Below are 20515 nucleotides of genomic sequence, written 5' to 3' on the forward strand. Positions count from 1 at the left end.
TTCTTATCAAGGATTTAAAAAAGACTCGCACATTAAATGAATTAAAATCAGTACTTTCTAATTTCATCAGTGATTTAGAGTCAAATTCAAATGAAAGAGAGGTTATGCTCGTCTTATCTGGCAGCTTTAAGTACATCATTTTTGGAGTATTCAACCATACAAATCATATACCTGAGGATAAAAAGGAGGATTATTTCTTAAATATAAAACCTATACTATGTGAAATAGTAACAAAGATAAAAACAGAAATTTTAAGTATTGTAAGGACAGATCGTGAAATTTAATTTATTTGCTGTTTTACCTACTACAGTGGTTTTAGCAAGCACTGTACAATCAATTGCATCTGCTGCTGAAACAATTAGTGATGGAATTAGTCAAGAGTTACACGGAAGTGTAACCCAAACCAATAATACCATGATTGATTCGCTTGGAACTAGCGACTCTTTTGGAACTAGTGACTCTTTTGGTACTAGTGATTCTTTTGGTACTAGTGATTCTTTTGGTACTAGTGATTCTTTTGGTACTAGTGATTCTTTTGGTACTAGTGATTCTTTTGGTACTAGTGACTCATCTAGTACCGCATTTCCGTATTCTACGAATGAGTTAACAAAAGGTATTTTATCAATTGTATATGAACAATATGGTTATAAATCCCTTCTTTATGAAATTTGTATACGGACAAACAAGAATGTAGTGATAGCGAGAGCAACTGAGCAAACTGAGAGTAATATAGGATATGACTTTCTGGCAAGAGGAAACTACAAACTTAACGACAACTCCCTGACGCTAAAAGTTGGAGCGACTAATAAAACAAAGCTAGAGAAGTTTAATTTCATAACTAGCGATGACCCAAATTACACGTTCATGGGTGAGTGGTATATCAATAAGCACAACAGGACGAAGGTCTATGCTCAATATCTTCCGGAGGAGTTTTACTTCGCTTATAGTTGCGATACACGACTTGGACAATAAATTAAAGCCAACGTGAATATAACGTTGGCTTTGCAACTTAAATCTCGGCTATGCTACTGTTAATCGCCTTTAGCATAGCAGTAGGATCTTCAGCTTTAGTGATCGGGCGTCCTATCACGAGGTAATCACTCCCCGCTTTAACTGCTTTTTCAGGTGTCATAATGCGTTTTTGATCGCCAGCATCAGAGCCTGCAGGTCGGATCCCAGGTGTTACAAGTTTAAATTCTTCACCGAGTTGAGCTTTTAACAGCTCGGCTTCTTGCGCAGAACAAACTACGCCGTCTAGGCCTGATTCTTTCGCTAATTTTGCTAGATATAGCACTTGCTCTTGGGGCGTTTTTTCAATTCCAAGCTTTAATAATTGTCCTTGATCCATACTAGTTAGTACGGTCACAGCAATAAGTAGTGGCGCTTTATCACCGTAAGCTACCAACGCTTCTTTTGCTTTTGACATCATTTCATGACCACCACTGGCGTGAACGTTTACCATCCACACCCCTAGCTCAGCCGCAGCAGTTACTGCTTTTGCAACCGTGTTTGGAATATCATGAAATTTTAGATCTAAGAATACATCAAAATTCATATCTACCAGTTTTTTTACAAACTGAGGGCCAAAATAGGTAAACATCTCTTTACCTACTTTCAATCGGCATTCGTCAGGTGAGAGCTGAGAAACAAATGATAATGCAGCTTCTTCATTATCATAATCAAGCGCAATCAAAACCTTTTTTAAATCTTGTGTCGACATAGTTACCCTATTTGGCCAAATTATAAACTTAAAAACCGTCTAACCCACGGCTTGGAGCAAGTGACTCCCAATGTTTGCAGGAGGGACATAACCAATACATAGTATGACTTGTAAACCCGCAATGACCACATTGATAGTTTGGCTTAGTTGCAATATAAGACTTCACCAATTTATCTATTTCTTGTAGTACGTGGTCTATTTTAGCATCTTTGCCGCTAATGAGTTGCAGCAAATAACTAAAGCCCCTAATTGATGGTTCACGCTTTAAACTATCAGTTAGAAACTCTATTGCCTCAAAAATATGACCTTTTTGGACTAATCCTTGGCAAAACTTAATTCTGATCAGCACACCTCCTTTTTCTAATAACTCTGAGACTAACTCAAAGAATTGATCATGAATATTTAATTTAACATAACAGGATTCAAGGTCTTCTATTACAAGTGGCGCCATAAATACAAATTGGCTCACGAGCTTTCGCCAATAATATATGCACTTCACGTAATCATCATGTTTATATGCATCTTTACCCATTTCATACAAGGGTCTTACTGTTTCATGCGCAAGTAACGTTGCTTTTTCGAATAGACTCGGATTCTTTTCTTGATTTGCGGCTTCACAGTAAAAGTTTGCAATCGTGGCGCAATGAGAAGACTTTTTAAAAAGCTCAGGATGCGCTTCATACATATGAACGCCCTTTCGCCAATCTCTAGTTTGAGAGTATAGGTTTAAAATAGGATCGAGAGCATCATTAAACCCTAGCTTTACAAGGATGACTAAGTGTTCCTCTGCACTATCCAACAGACCTGCTAAGATGTAGTCTTGAGCAAGCTCTAAGCGGCAGGATTTAACCACTTCTTCATCTAGATTAGGTTGTTTAAGTAGTAACTCATGAATTTTTATCGCTCTATCTAACTCTCCCCGCTTTCTAAAAAGCGATGCAAGTGTTAAATAATGATCGACGGAGTCTGCCGAGACTTCTAGTAATTTAGTGAGATGTTCAAGGCCCTGGTCTTCTTCCCTATCCAACAGGAATTTCAGGCCTTTACTATATTCTGAGGTAATTTGTCGACTTTGCTCTAAGGCTTGATTCTTAGCACTATTTTTACCCATAACATAACCGTAAGCGGCGGCTACAGGTAATAATAAAAACAGCAGTTCGATCATAACTAGCGTTCGGCTGTTTGGCTAAGCTTACTATTACTTTTTTTTAGGCGATGATTTTGCCATTTAAGCTTAGATAAAACCGACGCTGTTACAAGTAAACCAATAATTATCCCAAGAGCTAAGCAAATACTCATTAAGGTTGCCAGTGGTAACTCTGCACTTGCAATTACAAAATTGACATTAACAACTTGTGGATTTTGTGTCCCAACTAAAAATGCAATCAGTATGGCAACAACAGCTAATCCTTTTTTCAATACTGCAACCAAGTTTAGCTCCGTTAGACTTAATTATTTAAGCTTTCGTTTACTCTATCGCGCAGCTCTTTGCCAGGCTTAAAGTGTGGTACATATTTACCATCCAGCTCTACTGTCTCACCCGTTTTAGGATTACGGCCAGTGCGAGGAGAACGGAAGTGAAGCGAGAAACTACCAAAGCCACGGATTTCGATACGCTCCGAGTCTGATAATGAGCCAGCCATTTGTTCAAGGATTTCTTTTACCGCATTCTCTACATCTTTAACAGGAACGTGAGCGTGCTGCAGTGCAAGTTGTTCTATCAATTCAGACTTTGTCATAATGTTTCCTTTAGTGTAAAAGGAAGGGCTAAACGCCCCTCCTAGTTTAAAGACCGATTAATTAGTCTTTTTGAGCATTTTTGAAAGCTGCAGCCATTGCGTTTTCGAACGCTGGCTCATCTTTCTTAAGCTTCTCTAGTGCTTCTTTTTCTTCAGCTTCGTAGATAGCTTTAACTGATAGGCTGATAGTACGGTTCTTACGATCAACACCTACAAATTTAGCTTCGATTTCGTCGCCTGCAGAAACAGCAGCTGTCGCGTCTTCAACACGCTCTTGTGCGATATCAGCTACACGGATGTAACCTTCAACGCCTTCGATCAGCTCAACAGTTGCGCCTTTAGCATCAACTTCAGTCACTTTACCTTTAACAATAGCACCTTTTTTGTTGGCGTCTAGGTAGTTAGTGAATGGATCAGCGTCAATTTGCTTAACGCCTAGAGAGATACGCTCACGCTCTGGGTCAACTTGTAGAACGATAGCTGTGATTTCGTCACCTTTCTTGTACTCACGTACAGCTTCTTCGCCTGGAGTGTTCCAAGAGATGTCAGATAGGTGTACAAGACCGTCGATACCGCCGTCAAGACCGATGAAGATACCGAAGTCAGTGATAGACTTGATCTTACCAGAAACTTGGTCGCCTTTGTTGTTAAGACGAGCAAACTCTTGCCAAGGATTAGCTTTACACTGCTTAAGACCTAGAGAAATACGACGACGCTCTTCGTCGATTTCAAGAACCATAACTTCAACAGTATCACCTAGTGAAACTACTTTTGAAGGGTGGATGTTCTTGTTAGTCCAATCCATTTCTGAAACGTGTACTAGACCTTCAACGCCTTCTTCGATTTCAACGAAACAGCCGTAGTCAGTTAGGTTAGTTACACGACCAGTAAGCTTAGCACCTTCTGGGTAACGACCAGCGATAGCAGCCCATGGATCTTCGCCAAGTTGCTTAAGACCTAGAGAAACACGAGTCTTCTCTTTGTCGAACTTAAGTACTTTAACGTTGATTTCGTCACCTACGTTCACGATCTCTGAAGGGTGCTTAACACGCTTCCAAGCCATGTCAGTGATGTGTAGAAGACCGTCAACACCACCTAAGTCTACGAATGCACCGTAGTCTGTAAGGTTCTTAACGATACCTTTAACTTCTTGACCTTCAACAAGGTTTTGAAGAAGCTCTTCACGCTCTTGTGAGTTCTCAGATTCAATAACAGCACGACGTGAAACAACAACGTTGTTGCGCTTCTGGTCTAGCTTGATAACTTTGAACTCTAGCTCTTTACCTTCAAGGTGAGCTGTGTCGCGAACTGGACGTACATCAACAAGTGAACCAGGTAGGAATGCACGGATTGAATCAACTTCAACTGTGAAACCGCCTTTAACTTTACCGTTGATCATACCAACAACAGTTTCGTGCTCTTCACATGCTTTCTCTAGACGGATCCATGCTTCGTGACGCTTCGCTTTCTCACGAGAAAGGATAGTTTCACCGAAACCGTCTTCAATAGCGTCAAGTGCTACATCTACTTCGTCGCCAACTGCAACTTCTAGTTCACCAGCAGCATTTTTGAATTGCTCTGCAGGGATTGCACTTTCAGACTTAAGGCCAGCATCAACAAGAACAACATTGTTCTCGATAGCGATTACTGTACCTTTAACGATTGAGCCTTGCTCAACTTCAAAACCCTGTAGGCTTTCTTCAAATAACTGCGCAAAATTTTCTGACATACTAAATACGTCTCTATAAAGTTAAATTACCAATTAGCAACCATGCTGCATGGGGTTGTTAAATAAACACTAGCTTCCTGCCTGTGTCATTAAAAATTATTTAGGTAAACAACTTTTTGGAAGCTTACCTGCCACAATGGCGTCTTGAATAAAAGACATAACCTGTTCGAATACCTGTTCAGCATTATACTCAGTTGTATCAACAACTACCGCATCGCTGGCAGGAACTAATGGGGCAACCTTGCGATTCATATCGCGATCATCGCGAGCTTTAATGTCTTCTAACAGACCACTTAGTGTAACATCATGGCCTTTCTCATTCAACTCAACAAACCGCCTGCGAGCACGTTCTTCAGCGCTTGCAGTTAAATAAATTTTAAGCTCTGCATCAGGGAACACCACTGTTCCCATATCACGTCCATCTGCAATTAAGCCAACTTCAGTTCTAAAAGCACGTTGACGTCTTAACAATGCTTCTCTGACTCGTGGTAATGCCGCAATTTTTGACGCTGCTGCGCCGACTTCTTCATTGCGAATGGTATTAGTGACATCTTCACCTTCAAGTACAATTTTACTTTTTTTAGTTTCTTTATCGATAGAAAATTGTACATCCAAATTAGCTGCAAGTGGGACCAAGCCCTCTTCGTTATCAGTTGCTATTTGGTGGTGTAATGCAGCTAACGAAAGCACGCGATAAATCGCGCCGCTATCCAACACTTCCCAATTTAATGTTTCAGCTAACAAGCGACAAACAGTTCCTTTGCCTGAACCACTTGGGCCGTCGACGGTGATAACTGGCATAGCTGCCTGCATTTAGACCTCCTAAAAATGCTCACCTGAATTTGACGGCGCATAGTATACGTCAATTTGCTGAATATATCCTTATTTACCTGTCATTTTTTGTTATATCTCAAATTATTAGTACAGCGAAAGGTGCTAAATGTCAGGTGCGGACTAGCTTTGACTGAATAAAATTCAGCCAACCAAACGCGTATTTGACTTTGTTATGATTGATTATTTTAGAGAGGGCTTTAAGGTGCTGAACATCTTCAACACCTTTGATGAGATTAATACTGGCTAATGCTTTCTAACACTGAAAAATAGGTTGGGAAAGTTTTTGCCGTACATTTAGGGTCATTAATCGTTATAGCTTGACCACCTACTGCCACCATTGAAAAACACATCGCAATGCGATGGTCATTGTATGTATCTACATCCGTAAAATTAAAATTAGCCGGTGGTGTAACTTCGATAAAGTCGTGCCCTTCTACCACTTCTGCACCTACTTTCTTTAGCTCAGTCGCCATCGCAGCTAACCTATCGGTTTCTTTTACACGCCAATTGTAGATATTACGAATTGCGGTTTTACCTTTTGCGAATAGCGCTACGGTTGCAAGCGTCATCGCCGCATCGGGGATAGCATTAGCATCGATATCCACACCATTTAACTCACCTTTTCGCACAACAATACGTTCGTCATGCCAATCAATGTTTGCTCCGACTTGTTCCATCACTTTGGCAAAGCCGATATCACCTTGCACACTTTGTTTACCCACTCCCTTGATCTCAATTTCACCGCCTGCAATTGCCGCTGCAGCAATGAAATAAGAGGCAGATGATGCATCCCCTTCGACCATAAGTGTTCCAGGAGATTGATACTGCTGCCCAGCCTTTACCACAAAACGCTGGTAATCATGGTTTTCGACATGAACCCCAAAGTGCGCCATCACGCCAATGGTAATATCAATATAAGGCTTTGAAACCAGCTCACCTTTGATCGCAATATTCGTATCGCCACTAAAAAGCGGTGCAGCCATCAATAATGCAGTCAAGAACTGGCTTGAGATGCTGCCGTCAATCTCAACTTCTCCACCAGCAAGTTGCTTACCTGCAATTTTTAACGGCGGGTAGTCTTTGTTTTTGAGATATTGAATATCTGCACCAAGCGTTTGCATGGCATCAACAAGATGGCCAATTGGGCGCTCTTCCATTCGCGGCTCACCAATCAGTTCATAATCACCGGATATAGCAGCAAGCACAGCAGTTAATGGCCGATACGCAGTACCAGCATTGCCTAAAAATAACGGCTCAACGGGGGAAATAAAGTTGCCACCATTTCCTTTGACAAGTGCCACCGTGTTGTCGTCTTCTAGCGTCACTTCAACGCCTAATTGAGACAGTGCACCTAACATATGGCGGATGTCATCGCTATCCAATAAATTCGTCACTTTTGTCGTGCCTTCGCACAATGCCGCAAGCAACAAAATACGATTTGATAAGCTTTTAGAGCCAGGTAGCGTTACACTGCCACCGACTTTAGTAATAGGCTTGAGGGTCAACTGTTCCATCAACTGTTCTCCCGTGCGAATTTATCCATAAATGCAACTAACGCTTTTATCCCTTCAATTGGCATAGCGTTATAGATGCTTGCACGCATACCGCCGACAAAACGGTGGCCCTCAAGTGCAATTAAACCGTTTTGTTCTGCCTCTGCCAAAAATTTTGCATTTAGGCTGTCATCGTTTAACCAAAATGGTACGTTCATTAACGAGCGACAATGTTTTGCAACTTTGTTTGAATAGAAGCCAGAGCCATCGATGTAATCGTACAAAATGGCCGCTTTTTCTTGATTGTGCGCTTCCATGGCTTTAACACCACCAATGCTTTCAAGATACTTGAATACCTCAAACGCTAGATACCATGCAAATGTCGGTGGTGTGTTGTACATGCTTTGCTGATCAGCCTCAATGGCGTAATCAAGAATGGCAGGTCTTGGCAACCCTTCACGCTTCAATAACGTCTTACGCACAATAGCGATACTTAGCCCTGAAGGACCGATATTTTTTTGCGCACCAGCATAAATCAAATCAAAGTCATTGACGTTAATCTCACGAGATAAAATATTGGAAGACATATCCGCTACAATCGGTGCGCTTGAATGTTTTGGAACGTCAAATATTTCGATACCGTCGATAGTTTCGTTTGGACAATAGTGAATAAATGAAGCGTTCTCTGGTAGCTTCCACTCAGAGACAGGTAAAATATCGAATTGACCATTTTCGTCAGTACGAATATTAATTGCATGCGTTTGCGTAAACTTCCCACCTTCTTTTGTCGCGCCAGTAGACCAGATACCGTTTTCGATATATACACCTGGTACACCATCTACATGTAGATTTAGCGGTACAGCAGCAAAGTGACCACGACCACCGCCATGCATAAACAACACTTCAAATTCATCAGAGATATTCATCAAACGACGTAAGCTGGCCTCGCACTGCTTCGCCATCTCCAAATAAGGCGCTGAGCGATGGCTGACTTCCATCACCGACACGCCTAAATTTTGCCAATCTAAAAATTCTTTTTGCGCTTTCTTCATAACTTCAACAGGTAACATCGCAGGACCCGCGCAAAAATTATAAACCGTCATATTTTTCCTCATTCCTAATAAACTAGCCCATCCAAATTATCGACGAATTGTTATCATATTTTTTGAATGAACAGTGAGTTGCCCAAGCAAAAGCTGGATAGTTCGTAGCCTTAATTTATCAGGGTTCGAGCTATTGTCATAGAGGGATAGATTGAAAAAACTGACATAAAGAAAAAAAGCGACCGAAGTCGCTTTTTATATTACAGATAAGATTGTGTTATTCTTCTGTGTCTGAATCAACTGCAGGTGTCGCTTCACCCTCAGCCTCAACAATTTCACCCTCAGGCAACTCGTCCACTTCAATTTCTTCGATGCGTTGAAGACCAACTACCTTTTCTTCTTCCATCGTACGGATCAGAATAACACCTTGAGTGTTACGGCCTACCGTAGAAACTTCGTTTACACGCGTTCTAACTAGTGTACCACGGTTTGAGATCAGCATGATTTCATCGTTGTCATCAACTTGAACCGCGCCGACCACAGAACCATTTCTTTCAGTTACTTTGATTGACACAACACCTTGTGTTGCACGGCTCTTCGCTGGGTACTCTTCAAGCGGTGTACGCTTACCATAACCATTTTCAGTTACGGTCAAGATTGCACCATCGCCTTGTGGTACGATTAGTGATACCACTTTCACGTCATCTGGCATCTTGATACCACGAACACCTGTTGCTGTACGACCCATCGGACGTAACGCCAACATTTCTTCGCCAGTTTCAGGATCACGCTTTACTTCACCTGTTTCTGAATCTCGCTGCTTCTCATTAAAGCGCACAACTTTACCATGCTCAGTAAATAGCATGATGTCATTTTCGCCTGTGGTAATGTTAGCACCGATCAGGCTATCGCCTTCGTTCAAGTTGATAGCAATAATACCACTTGCACGCTGACGACTGTATGCTGTCAGAGGTGTTTTCTTAACGATACCACTTGCCGTCGCCATGACGATAAACTTATCTTCTTCGTATTCACGAACTGGTAAAATTGTCGTAATACGCTCATCAGCTTCGAGTGGTAACAAGTTAACAATTGGCTTACCGCGCGCAGCACGTGATGCAAGCGGCAACTGGTAAACTTTCAACCAATACAAGCGGCCAGAAGTAGAGAAACACAGAATTGTATCGTGAGTATTTGCAACGAGTAGACGTTCGATAAAGTCTTCATCTTTCATCTTAGTTGCAGATCGCCCTTTACCACCGCGGCGCTGAGCTTCGTAATCGCTTAGAGGTTGATACTTCACATAGCCTTCGTGAGAAAGCGTAACGACAACGTCTTCTTCGTTGATCAAATCTTCTAAACTAATATCGTGCGCAGCAGCAGTGATCTCTGTGCGACGCTCATCACCATACGTTTCTTTGATTTCAACTAACTCATCGCGGATCACTTCCATCAAACGCTCTGGAGTAGAAAGGATGTACAGTAGCTCAGCGATTAAATCGAGCAGTTCTTTGTATTCTGCTAGAATTTTCTCGTGCTCAAGACCCGTTAATTTGTGTAGTCTTAAGTCTAGAATTGCTTGGGCTTGTTGCTCAGACAAATAGTACTGACCATCACGGATCCCTAATTCTTCCGCTAACCAGTCCGGACGCGCAACATTTTCTTCGCCAGTGCGCTCAAGCATTGATTTAACGTTACCAAGATCCCAAGCTCGTGCGGTTAGCGCTGCTTTTGCTTCTGCTGGTGTTGGTGACTTACGAATAAGCTCAATGATTGGGTCAATATTGGCTAGCGCAATTGCGAGGCCTTCAAGCGTATGCGCTCTGTCTCTCGCCTTACGCAGGTCAAATACAGTACGACGCGTTACGACTTCACGACGGTGAATAATAAACGCATCAAGCATTTCTTTCAGGTTGAAACACTTAGGCTGGTTATTATCTAGTGCAACCATATTGATGCCAAACACAGTTTGTAGTTGTGTTTGAGCGTATAGGTTGTTTAGTACAACTTCACCTACTTCACCACGCTTGATCTCAATAACGATACGCATACCGTCTTTATCCGACTCATCGCGTAGTGCACTGATCCCTTCAACCTTTTTATCTTTAACAAGCTCTGCAATCTTTTCGATTAGTCTTGCTTTGTTAACTTGGTAAGGAATTTCATGAACGATGATAGTTTCTTTGCCAGTCTTCTCATCAACTTCGATTTCAGCTTTCGCACGGATGTAGATCTTACCACGGCCTGTTTTATAGGCTTGTTCGATGCCATTCTTACCGCTAATAATGGCGGCTGTCGGGAAATCTGGACCCGGAATATAGTCGATTAACTCTTCAATAGTGATGTCTGGATTCTGGATCACAGCCAAACAGCCATTGATCACCTCGGTTAAGTTGTGAGGCGGAATATTGGTCGCCATACCAACCGCGATACCAGATGAACCATTCACCAATAAGTTAGGCACTTTAGTTGGTAACACATCTGGAATTTGCTCTGTACCATCGTAGTTTGGTACATAATCAACGGTTTCTTTTTCAAGGTCAGCAAGTAACTCGTGAGCGACTTTCGCCATACGTACTTCGGTATAACGCATCGCAGCTGCAGAGTCACCATCGACAGAACCAAAGTTACCTTGTCCATCTACGAGCATGTAGCGTAGAGAGAAAGGCTGAGCCATACGTACAATAGTATCGTAAACCGCGCTATCACCATGCGGGTGGTATTTACCGATTACGTCACCAACTACACGAGCTGACTTTTTATATGGTTTGTTCCAGTCATTTTTAAGTTCATTCATCGCGAACAATACACGACGGTGAACTGGCTTTAGGCCGTCACGTACGTCAGGTAATGCACGACCTACGATTACACTCATTGCATAATCTAGGTATGAATTTTTTAATTCATCTTCGATATTGACTGGCAGGATTTCATTGGCGAGATCAGACATTTGACTCCACTTTCCTTCAGTGTCCACCCCTTTTGTGTCACACTACAACTTGTGTTGAGATGCTATCTGAATATCAAATTGCTTTTTCTGCTGAAGCGCCAATTAAACGCGCTTCGAAAAATAGCCGAATTGCCTCAGAGTATCAGCGGGGGCTTTGTTTATTATAAAATTCGTCAAGCATGCTAACACACTTTTTACCGTTTTACAGGTGCTATTTTTATCTAATCCCCTTTATAATGCGCTCAATTCGACGAGGAAGTTTTTTATGACCGAACATCAAAATGTAGACCCTAATGAAATCGCTAAATTTGAAGAAATAGCAGAGCGCTGGTGGGACCGAGAGGGAGAATTCAAACCATTACACGATATTAACCCATTGAGATTGGACTTTATTAACGATAAATGTGAAGGCCTATTTGCAAAAACAGTATTGGATGTCGGTTGTGGTGGTGGGATTTTAACAGAAAGCATGGCTAAGCTGGGCGCAAATGCAACCGGTATCGATATGGGACAAGAACCGCTCAATGTCGCAAAACTTCACGCGCTAGAGGTCGGCGTTAAAGTAGACTATCAAAAAGTGCCAGTAGAAGAATTCGCAGCCTTGCACCATGGCGAATTCGATGTAGTAACTTGCATGGAAATGTTAGAACACGTACCAGATCCAGAATCCATTATTCGTTCTGTCTCACAATTAGTTAAGCCCGGCGGTCATGTATTTTTTTCTACCTTAAACAAGACCACAAAAGCGTATTTACTGGCTATTGTCGCTGCTGAAAAACTGCTTAAAATGGTTCCTGAAGGCACGCATGAGCATGATAAGTTTATTCGCCCGTCTACCTTAATAGCTTGGGCTGAAAAGTACGACCTCAAAGTTAGAGCGGCAACAGGGATTAACTACAACCCTATCGGCAAAACATTTACCTTAACTAAAGACGTTTCGGTTAACTACATTCTACACTTTGAGAAGCTAGTATGATCCAAGCGGTACTATTTGATCTAGACGGCACCTTGCTGGATACCAGTGATGACTTGGGCGCTGCACTAAACCACGTTTTAACTGCTAACAAAATGCCTACTGTCGGCAAACAGGTGTATAGCAGTGCGATTTCAAACGGCGTAGCAGCGATGTTGCAAGTAGGGTTTGGTGAGTCATTACAGCGCTACGATACTCAGGTATTACGTCAGGGGGTACTCGATTACTACCTTGCGAACCTGTCAGTACATTCCCAATGCTTTGCGCAGATTGGTGCGTTATTAGCGGCACTTGCAGAAAAAGAGATTCAGGTTGGGATCATGACAAACAAACCTGAGTTTTTAACACTTCCGCTACTAAAGCAGATCCCTGAACTTGCAAAGATCGAGACAGTAGTATGCGGAGATACACTGGCGGTGGCCAAGCCTCATCCAGAGCCTTTACTGTTAGTGGCATCAAAATTGGGGGTCCCACCTGAGCAGTGTATTTATGTTGGCGACGCTGAGCGAGATATCATTGCTGCGAAATCTGCAAAAATGATTAGTGCAGCAGCAATGTGGGGGTTCATTCCATCTGAAGCCGAAGCAAAGTCTTGGCATGCGGATCTCTATCTTACTAACCCATTAGACACGCTATCGCATATTTAGTGTTGATAGAAAAATAAAACACCATATATTGTGTTTTTGCTATAATAGATACGAATTTGTGTAGAAAAAAATCAGTTAGAATTTTTTTTTATTTTTGCTGAAAAGCGTCATCTTTCTGTTGATTTTTCTTTGTGAGCAGATAAGTGGATTGTCATAGGTTAGTGGATACTTACATAAGTAAATTATCCCAAACTTATCCACAATTCTGCCCGAGTTGTTCTCTTGCAAATTAACGTCAACCCCACTATCTTGTGATCCCTAGCCACTAGGGCACCATATATAGTGGTGGTTTGCTAAACAATTTTATATTCGTGCGATATCTAAAGCGCGTTCCTAAGGAATACAGGCACATAACATGAACCAACAGCTATCTGTATGCAAAAGAAACGGTCGCAAAGAACCGTTAGATCTAGATAAGATCCATCGTGTCATTACATGGGCGGCAGAAGGCCTAGATAACGTCTCAGTTTCTCAGGTTGAATTAAAGTCACACATCCAGTTTTATGACGGTATTCGTACTGGTGATATCCACGAAACGATTATTAAAGCTGCAGCCGATCTGATCTCAAAAGAGTCTCCAGATTATCAGTATCTAGCCGCTCGTTTGGCTATTTTCCACTTGCGTAAGAAAGCCTATGGCTGTTTTGAGCCGCCGCACTTACACGACCATGTGGTAAAGCTGGTTGAAGACAAGCGCTATGATCAGCATCTTCTTACCGATTACACAAAAGAAGAGTTTGATGAGCTAAACAACTACATCGATCATAGCCGAGATATGAACTTCAGCTATGCAGCTGTTAAGCAGTTGGAAGGTAAATACCTTGTACAAAACCGCGTAACAGGTGAGATCTACGAAAGTGCTCAGTTCTTATATGTTCTTGTAGCTGCTAGCCTGTTTGCAAACTACCCGAAAGAAACGCGTCTAGATTACATAAAGCGATTCTACGATGCAGTTTCAACATTCAAAATTTCATTGCCTACGCCAATTATGGCGGGTGTTCGTACGCCGACACGTCAGTTTAGCTCATGTGTACTTATAGAATGTGCTGATAGCCTAGATTCAATCAACGCAACTTCTTCTGCGATTGTAAAATACGTCAGTCAGCGCGCTGGTATCGGTATTAACGCTGGTCGTATTCGTGCGCTAGGTAGCCCAATCAGAAATGGTGAAGCGTATCACACAGGATGTATTCCGTTTTATAAGCACTTCCAAACGGCTGTTAAAAGCTGTTCTCAAGGTGGTGTACGTGGTGGCGCAGCGACCCTATTCTACCCGCTTTGGCATCTTGAAGTTGAAAACCTATTAGTACTAAAAAATAACCGTGGTGTTGAAGAGAACCGTGTGCGTCATTTGGATTATGGCGTGCAGTTCAACAAAACCATGTATAGCCGCCTAATTAAAGACGACTATATCACGCTATTTAGTCCATCAGATGTGCCTGGTCTTTACGACGCATTCTTTGAAGACCAAGATAAATTCGAAGAACTGTATGTTAAGTACGAGCAAGATGAGTCTATCCGTAAGAAACGCATTAAAGCGATTGAGTTATTCTCAATGTTTGCGCAAGAACGTGCGAGCACTGGTCGTATTTATCTACAAAACGTTGATCACTGTAATACACACAGTCCGTTTGACTCTAAGGTTGCACCGATCCGCCAGTCAAACCTATGTCTTGAAATTGCACTACCGACTAAGCCTCTAAGCCACGTAAACGACCCTGAAGGTGAAATTGCACTATGTACGCTTTCCGCATTTAACTTGGGTGCCATCAAGTCTCTAGACGAGTTAGAAGAGTTAGCAGAGCTTGCGGTTCGCGCACTTGATAACTTATTAGACTATCAAGACTACCCCGTACCTGCTGCGTACAATGCAACGATGGGACGCCGTACACTAGGTATCGGTGTGATTAACTTTGCTTATTATCTTGCAAAGAATGGCGTTAAGTACTCCGACGGTAGCGCTAACGGCCTAACACATAAAACATTTGAAGCCATTCAATACTATCTGATGAAAGCTTCGAATGAATTGGCAAAAGAGCGCGGCGCTTGTCCTAAATTTAACGAAACGACGTACTCACAAGGTATTATGCCAATAGATACTTATAAGCGTGACCTTGATAAAGTATGCGAAGAGCCATTGCATCTGGATTGGGATTCACTAAGAGCAAGTATCCAAGAACACGGTATGCGCAACTCAACGTTGTCTGCCTTGATGCCATCTGAAACATCATCACAAATTTCAAACGCAACAAACGGTATCGAACCACCTCGTGGTCATATCAGTGTTAAAGCGAGTAAAGATGGTATCTTGAAGCAAGTAGTACCAGAGTACGACCGCCTCAAAGATAACTATGAGCTACTTTGGGATATTCCATCTAACGATGGTTACCTTGCATTAGTTGGTATTATGCAAAAGTTCATCGATCAAACTATCTCTGCAAATACCAATTATGATCCAAGTAAGTTTGAAGCGGGTAAAGTTCCTATGAAGCTATTGCTAAAAGACTTACTCACCGCATACAAACTTGGTGTTAAAACTCTTTACTACCATAACACCCGTGACGGTGCTTCAGATGCTCAAGATGAGTTAAAACCAGAAGCAGAAGACGATGGTTGTGAAGGCGGCGCTTGTAAGATATAACTTTTATGCGGGTGGTCTTCACCCGCTTTTTTAGGTATTGAGTAACACATTTATGGCATATTCTACGTTTAGCAGAAATCATAACGACCAATTAAAAGAACCGATGTTTTTTGGACAGACTGTTAATGTATCTCGCTACGACCAACAGAAGTTTCCTATTTTCGAAAAGCTAATTGAAAAGCAACTATCGTTTTTCTGGCGTCCAGAAGAAGTAGACGTAAGTAAAGATAGGTTGGACTTTCAGGCACTTCCTGAGCACGAAAGACATATCTTTTTGAGCAACCTAAAATATCAAACATTGCTAGACAGTGTTCAAGGCCGCTCTCCAAACGTTGCGCTTTTACCGATTGTCTCCATTCCTGAGCTTGAAACCTGGATCGAAACTTGGGCATTTAGTGAAACTATTCACAGTCGCTCTTACACTCACATTATTCGTAATGTAACGCAAAATCCAGAATTGATCTTTGATGACATCGTGGGCAATGACAAAATTGTTGAACGGGCGGATGCAGTTACCAAGTACTACGACGAACTGATTGAAAAAGTAAGCCTTTACAATCAGTACGGCGAAGGCAAACATGAAATTAACGGCACAACGGTCGTCATTAACTTGTTTGAACTTAAAAAGCTCCTATATCTTTGCATCATGTCTGTAAACATCTTAGAAGCAATCCGTTTCTACGTAAGTTTTGCCTGTTCGTTTGCTTTTGCTGAGCGCGAGCTTATGGAAGGTAATGCGAAAATCATCAAGCTAATCGCACGTGATGAAGCGCTACATCTGTCTGGTACACAGCACATGCTGAATATCATGCAAGAAGGTAAAGATGATCCTGAAATGTCTATCGTGGCAGCGCAATGTCGTGAAGAAGCAATTAAGATGTTTGTTGAGGCCGCTGAGCAGGAAAAAGAATGGGCTGAGTATCTATTTAAAGACGGTTCGATGATTGGTCTGAACAAAGATATCTTGTGTCAATACGTCGAGTACATCACAAATATTCGTATGTCAGCAGTTGGTTTACCAACGCAATTCGAAACTAAATCAAACCCTATTCCGTGGATCAATGCTTGGCTGGTGTCTGACAATGTTCAGGTTGCACCACAGGAAGCAGAGATCAGCTCATACCTTGTTGGACAAATCGACTCTGAAGTCGATGCCTCTGACTTTGGCGACTTCGACCTGTAATGGTTGAAAAGCCACCCTTCCTAATTCAGGTTGAGAATATTGAGGAGCCACTGGAATATGTGGCTTCTTCGTCTTCGATACTCGAAACCCTTGAAGCCGCAAATATTGAAGTCCCCTATCAATGCCGTGAGGGCTTTTGCGGCGCTTGCCGCGCTAAGCTCATCGAAGGACAAACACAATACGCTAATGAACCACTTGCTTTTGTGAGAGATGGAGAAATTTTGTTGTGCTGTAGCAGACCCACAAGCCATATTAAAATAGAGTTGCCCTAGATAGCATGAATTCAAAAAAATACTTTGTTCTCTAACCGCAGCCGTTGTCCCTTATCACTGCGTTAAATCAGCTTGGTAATTTGAGCACGAATATAGTGCTCGTTATCAGTAATACTCAGCGCCCCATTTTCAAGAATCACATCCCAATGCAAACTTCGTGTCAGCATTTCACACAAATCAGCCACAAAGACAGCCGGAATACTAAACACAGATAGTGAACCAATAAACTGTAACTGCACTCGACGCTCTTCAAACCATTGCTCACCGTCGGCACACAACACCACGACCTTAGTATAAAGCTTTTCATACTTAAGTATCTCTTCAACCTCGTAAGTGCCAATAAACAAAGCGACTTCAATTTGTTCGTTTTCATCTTCGAGCCATACATCGGGCCAATACTTTTTCTCCGTCTTACTCCACTTTGCAGGCTTATCAAAAGACAGCGCACAGATCCCGAGCAATTTCATCGCAAAGTGTTCGCTACTTTCTTTTGACAACATAGCTGTAGTAAAAACTTCTTCATGATGGCTATGATGAAATAAGTCAGCAACCTTAATCCTTGCCTTGAAAACAAATGGCTTGTTCATAATGTTGTGCCCATTTTGACTTATTCCTTAACTATAGCTGCAATTCCAATTTCAACAACACCCAAGTTATAGTATAACGTTATTGATCCACTATATTTGTAGTGTTATATTATCACCCTAGTTGCCAAATAGGCTCACTCGTTCAATACATAATCTAACTCGTGGTAATAAAATATGTTTAAGCAGTCTCTTATCGCCAGCGCATTAATTTCAATTATCGGTGCAGCGCCAGCTTATGCTGCACAACTAACAGGTAAAGTTGTTGACGCAAACAACCAACCACTTAGTAATGTAACCATCCACCTACATGGCAAAAGCAAGTCAGTTAAATCAGATAAGAATGGCCAATTTACCATTGAAATAGATGCTGATTCTCAATTACACGTTACTAAGCCTAATTATCTTGATAAGCGTGTAGATGTAGATGAAGCCCAAGGATTTGTTCGAGTCGAATTAAAACCAACATCTGTCGAGAGCATTGTTGTTTACTCTTCTGCTCTACACAAAAATAACATGGAAATGACTTCTCCTGTCAGTGTGTTAAGTGGTGATGAGTTAAAAAATCATGCAAAACCAACGCTAGGTGAAACACTAAAAGGCCAACCTGGGATCAATGCCAGCTATTTTGGTCCGGTTAGTTCAAGTCCTATTATCCGTGGTTTAGATGGTCCTCGCGTAAAAATTACGCAAAATGGTTTAGACAGTAGCGACGCCTCGCGCGTTGGTCCGGATCACGCCAACACTAATGATTCGCTAGCCGCGCAGCAAATTGAAGTGCTAAGAGGCCCTGCAACCCTACTCTACGGCTCAGGTGCAATCGGTGGTGTGGTTAATGTCGTTGATAATCGTATTCCTACAGACGTAATCGATAGCCTCCAAGGCGCTGCCGACTACAGCCATGATACCAACTCAAATACCAATACCTTTGCGATGTTATTAGAATCCGGCTTTGACGGCTTTAACTTCCATTTCGATGGCGTTAAGCGTAAAGGTGGTGATTATGAAACCCCAAATTTTGCGCTGCCGCACGACGAACATGAAGAACACGAGCATGAACATGAAGGCGAAGCGCATGCCCACGACGCAGAAGAGCATGAAACAGAGTACGCCAATCGCGTCGACAATACTTTTATCGACTCCGAGCAATTTAACTTAGGTACAAGTTATGTTGGCGATCATCTGACTGTTGGTTTCTCTTATGGCCGTGTTGATACGGACTATGGCATACCCGCTCACTCTCATATTGGTCATGACCATGATCACGAACATGAAGACGAAGGACATGACCACGAAGAAGAATCCGTATTTGCTCGAGTAAAGCAAGATCGTTGGCAAGGGCTTGTAAATTATGCAGTGCATAGTGATTGGCTTGAATCTATTGGTCTACGCGTGGGTTACACAGATTATGAACACGCTGAAATTGAAGATGGAAGTATTGGCACTGTATTTGAAAATGATACAACTGAGTTACGCTTAACGGCGGAACACCGCTTAGGAGATTGGCACGGCACTGTTGGTTATCATTTCTCCGACAGCGATTACGCCGCAAACGGTGCAGAAGCTTTCACGCCATCGACCAATACCAAAACGCACGCACTTTATATCCTTGAAGAACGTCGCTTTGGAGACTTCACACTTGAGTTAGGTGCTCGTATTGAAGACTACCAGTTATCAAGCAAAGGTAACCAACTGGAAGCGTACGAAGAAGATCATGACCACGAAGGTGAACACGACCATGATCACGACCATGGTGGAAACTTAGATAATGGGTTTATTTCCTATGACCTAGAAATGACCAATCTTAGCTTATCTATTGGTGGTGTATACGACTTTGCTGAAGGTCAAAACGTTGCCGTTTCGCTATCTCGCTCAGAGCGAGCACCATTAACCGCCGAATTGCTTTCAAATGGCATTCATATCGCAACAAGCACCTATGAACTAGGACTTGGTTATGAGCTAGAAGGCGATCATTTACACTTTGAGCCACAAGATATTGAACAAGAAACATCAAACAACTTAGACATCAGCTTTAGAAAGTTCTCAGGTGACTTTGGTTATACCGTTAACTTCTTCTACAACGACATCGAAAACTTCTACTATCAGGCATTAACAGACTATATCTATAGTCCAGAGCACGGTTTAGAAGTGGCAGATCATGAACATGAAGGCGCTGTTCCAGTGTTTAAGTTTGAAAGCAGTGACGCCAAACTATATGGTCTTGAGTTTGATGCCCATTACAAATTAAGCAACTTTGCACGCGTTAAAGTGTTTGGTGACTCACTAACAGCGAAGTTAGATAACGACGAATATTTACCACGTATCCCAAGCAACAAGCTAGGTCTTGATTACGAACACAGTTACGAGAACTTAACAGCTAATTTCACGGTGACGCATTACTTCAAGCAAGACAACATCGCAAGCTATGAAAGTGAAACTAAAGGCTACACGTTAGTGGATATGTCTTTTAACTATGACTTTGAGTTTATGGGCAGTGACATAGTTGGTTATGTTAACCTTGATAACCTAACAGATGAGCTAGGCTTTGTGCATAGCTCGTTTATTAAAGAGCAAGCTCCACTTCCAGGTCGTAATATCAAGCTTGGTATCAGAGGCTACTTTTAATACCGATTCCTTTCTTTTATAGAAGCCAAAAAGCTACCTCTTGTGGGTAGCTTTTTTATTTGGATTATTTATATTTTACTAC

At 42.0% G+C, this 20515-nt stretch carries 18 protein-coding genes; 8 read left to right on the plus strand and 10 right to left on the minus strand.

Annotation, left to right across the window (positions count from 1 at the left end; genetic code table 11):
* Together L1D50_RS11820 and L1D50_RS11825 are read left to right on the plus strand one after the other, a co-directional pair.
* Positions 1-284: hypothetical protein (locus L1D50_RS11820; protein WP_239966089.1), on the plus strand; the 284-nt coding region annotated here is incomplete at its 5' end.
* The gene (locus tag L1D50_RS11825) at positions 274-972 is read left to right on the plus strand and encodes a hypothetical protein (protein ID WP_239966090.1); all 699 of its coding nucleotides are present in this window, start codon (positions 274-276) and stop codon (positions 970-972) included. The genes L1D50_RS11820 and L1D50_RS11825, both read left to right, overlap by 11 nt.
* A gap of 37 nt (positions 973-1009) precedes the next feature.
* Here the strand turns inward: L1D50_RS11825 and pyrF are convergent, their stop codons facing one another.
* The 9 genes from pyrF to gyrA form a co-directional block, all read right to left on the minus strand.
* Positions 1010-1720 carry an orotidine-5'-phosphate decarboxylase gene (gene pyrF, locus L1D50_RS11830; RefSeq protein ID WP_128728179.1) on the minus strand — a complete coding sequence of 237 codons (711 nt, stop codon included), beginning with the start codon at positions 1718-1720 and terminating at the stop codon, positions 1010-1012.
* A 28-nt stretch (positions 1721-1748) separates the two neighbouring features.
* Positions 1749-2885, minus strand: a complete 1137-nt coding sequence (locus tag L1D50_RS11835; RefSeq protein ID WP_239966091.1) for a lipopolysaccharide assembly protein LapB — start codon at positions 2883-2885, stop codon at positions 1749-1751.
* A 2-nt stretch (positions 2886-2887) separates the two neighbouring features.
* The gene (locus tag L1D50_RS11840; protein WP_128728181.1) at positions 2888-3151 is read right to left on the minus strand and encodes a LapA family protein; all 264 of its coding nucleotides are present in this window, start codon (positions 3149-3151) and stop codon (positions 2888-2890) included.
* A gap of 17 nt (positions 3152-3168) precedes the next feature.
* Positions 3169-3459, minus strand: a complete 291-nt coding sequence (gene ihfB / locus L1D50_RS11845; RefSeq protein WP_010377033.1) for an integration host factor subunit beta — start codon at positions 3457-3459, stop codon at positions 3169-3171.
* Positions 3460-3520: 61 nt separating this feature from the next.
* Positions 3521-5188 (minus strand): 30S ribosomal protein S1, encoded by a 1668-nt coding sequence (rpsA, locus tag L1D50_RS11850; RefSeq protein WP_128728182.1) that lies wholly within the window; start codon positions 5186-5188, stop codon positions 3521-3523.
* Positions 5189-5284: 96 nt separating this feature from the next.
* Positions 5285-6001: a (d)CMP kinase gene (gene cmk, locus L1D50_RS11855; protein ID WP_128728183.1), complete on the minus strand. Its 717-nt coding sequence runs from the start codon at positions 5999-6001 to the stop codon at positions 5285-5287.
* Positions 6002-6255: 254 nt separating this feature from the next.
* Positions 6256-7536: a 3-phosphoshikimate 1-carboxyvinyltransferase gene (aroA, locus tag L1D50_RS11860; RefSeq protein ID WP_239966092.1), complete on the minus strand. Its 1281-nt coding sequence runs from the start codon at positions 7534-7536 to the stop codon at positions 6256-6258.
* Positions 7536-8618 carry a 3-phosphoserine/phosphohydroxythreonine transaminase gene (gene serC / locus L1D50_RS11865; protein ID WP_138522176.1) on the minus strand — a complete coding sequence of 361 codons (1083 nt, stop codon included), beginning with the start codon at positions 8616-8618 and terminating at the stop codon, positions 7536-7538. The genes aroA and serC overlap by 1 nt, the downstream gene beginning before the upstream one ends.
* A 217-nt stretch (positions 8619-8835) precedes the next feature.
* The gene (gene gyrA / locus L1D50_RS11870) at positions 8836-11508 is read right to left on the minus strand and encodes a DNA gyrase subunit A (protein WP_128728186.1); all 2673 of its coding nucleotides are present in this window, start codon (positions 11506-11508) and stop codon (positions 8836-8838) included.
* A gap of 265 nt (positions 11509-11773) precedes the next feature.
* On the opposite strand from gyrA, the gene ubiG reads away from it, so the two are divergent.
* The 5 genes from ubiG to yfaE all read left to right on the plus strand — a co-directional run bounded on the left by ubiG (position 11774) and on the right by yfaE (position 17224).
* Positions 11774-12484: a bifunctional 2-polyprenyl-6-hydroxyphenol methylase/3-demethylubiquinol 3-O-methyltransferase UbiG gene (gene ubiG / locus L1D50_RS11875; protein ID WP_128728187.1), complete on the plus strand. Its 711-nt coding sequence runs from the start codon at positions 11774-11776 to the stop codon at positions 12482-12484.
* The gene (locus tag L1D50_RS11880; protein WP_239966093.1) at positions 12481-13128 is read left to right on the plus strand and encodes an HAD-IA family hydrolase; all 648 of its coding nucleotides are present in this window, start codon (positions 12481-12483) and stop codon (positions 13126-13128) included. Before ubiG ends, L1D50_RS11880 begins: the two co-directional genes overlap by 4 nt.
* Before the next feature lie 355 nt (positions 13129-13483).
* A complete protein-coding gene (gene nrdA / locus L1D50_RS11885; protein ID WP_138522182.1) occupies positions 13484-15769 on the plus strand; it encodes a class 1a ribonucleoside-diphosphate reductase subunit alpha in 2286 nt (761 codons plus the stop codon).
* Between the two features lie 52 nt (positions 15770-15821).
* Complete coding sequence (gene nrdB / locus L1D50_RS11890; protein WP_102056861.1) at positions 15822-16952, plus strand: class Ia ribonucleoside-diphosphate reductase subunit beta; 1131 nt, start codon at positions 15822-15824, stop codon at positions 16950-16952.
* Positions 16952-17224, plus strand: coding sequence for a class I ribonucleotide reductase maintenance protein YfaE (gene yfaE, locus L1D50_RS11895; RefSeq protein ID WP_128728190.1), 273 nt, complete (start codon positions 16952-16954; stop codon positions 17222-17224). The genes nrdB and yfaE overlap by 1 nt, the downstream gene beginning before the upstream one ends.
* Positions 17225-17286: 62 nt before the next feature.
* On the opposite strand, the gene L1D50_RS11900 is transcribed toward yfaE, so the two are convergent.
* On the minus strand, positions 17287-17811 hold the full coding sequence (locus L1D50_RS11900; RefSeq protein ID WP_128728191.1) for a YaeQ family protein: 525 nt from the start codon (positions 17809-17811) through the stop codon (positions 17287-17289).
* A 174-nt stretch (positions 17812-17985) separates the two neighbouring features.
* On the opposite strand from L1D50_RS11900, the gene L1D50_RS11905 reads away from it, so the two are divergent.
* Positions 17986-20433, plus strand: coding sequence for a TonB-dependent receptor (locus L1D50_RS11905; protein ID WP_239966094.1), 2448 nt, complete (start codon positions 17986-17988; stop codon positions 20431-20433).
* The last annotated feature ends 82 nt before the right edge of the window (positions 20434-20515 follow it).

Origin of the sequence: Pseudoalteromonas sp. Isolate6 (genome assembly GCF_022398435.1) — a bacterium.
Classification (GTDB): Bacteria; Pseudomonadota; Gammaproteobacteria; order Enterobacterales; family Alteromonadaceae; genus Pseudoalteromonas; species Pseudoalteromonas galatheae.

What these genes read in the sequence shown, in the direction of transcription:
- cmk (WP_128728183.1), bottom strand. Translation starts at nt 6,001, where the DNA reads ATGCAGGCAGCTATGCCAGTTATCACCGTCGACGGCCCAAGTGGTTCA.
- ubiG (WP_128728187.1), top strand. Translation starts at nt 11,774, where the DNA reads ATGACCGAACATCAAAATGTAGACCCTAATGAAATCGCTAAATTTGAA.
- gyrA (WP_128728186.1), bottom strand. Translation starts at nt 11,508, where the DNA reads ATGTCTGATCTCGCCAATGAAATCCTGCCAGTCAATATCGAAGATGAA.
- pyrF (WP_128728179.1), bottom strand. Translation starts at nt 1,720, where the DNA reads ATGTCGACACAAGATTTAAAAAAGGTTTTGATTGCGCTTGATTATGAT.
- L1D50_RS11900 (WP_128728191.1), bottom strand. Translation starts at nt 17,811, where the DNA reads ATGAACAAGCCATTTGTTTTCAAGGCAAGGATTAAGGTTGCTGACTTA.
- L1D50_RS11880 (WP_239966093.1), top strand. Translation starts at nt 12,481, where the DNA reads ATGATCCAAGCGGTACTATTTGATCTAGACGGCACCTTGCTGGATACC.
- nrdB (WP_102056861.1), top strand. Translation starts at nt 15,822, where the DNA reads ATGGCATATTCTACGTTTAGCAGAAATCATAACGACCAATTAAAAGAA.
- ihfB (WP_010377033.1), bottom strand. Translation starts at nt 3,459, where the DNA reads ATGACAAAGTCTGAATTGATAGAACAACTTGCACTGCAGCACGCTCAC.
- yfaE (WP_128728190.1), top strand. Translation starts at nt 16,952, where the DNA reads ATGGTTGAAAAGCCACCCTTCCTAATTCAGGTTGAGAATATTGAGGAG.
- aroA (WP_239966092.1), bottom strand. Translation starts at nt 7,536, where the DNA reads ATGGAACAGTTGACCCTCAAGCCTATTACTAAAGTCGGTGGCAGTGTA.
- serC (WP_138522176.1), bottom strand. Translation starts at nt 8,618, where the DNA reads ATGACGGTTTATAATTTTTGCGCGGGTCCTGCGATGTTACCTGTTGAA.
- L1D50_RS11905 (WP_239966094.1), top strand. Translation starts at nt 17,986, where the DNA reads ATGTTTAAGCAGTCTCTTATCGCCAGCGCATTAATTTCAATTATCGGT.
- rpsA (WP_128728182.1), bottom strand. Translation starts at nt 5,188, where the DNA reads ATGTCAGAAAATTTTGCGCAGTTATTTGAAGAAAGCCTACAGGGTTTT.
- L1D50_RS11835 (WP_239966091.1), bottom strand. Translation starts at nt 2,885, where the DNA reads ATGATCGAACTGCTGTTTTTATTATTACCTGTAGCCGCCGCTTACGGT.
- nrdA (WP_138522182.1), top strand. Translation starts at nt 13,484, where the DNA reads ATGAACCAACAGCTATCTGTATGCAAAAGAAACGGTCGCAAAGAACCG.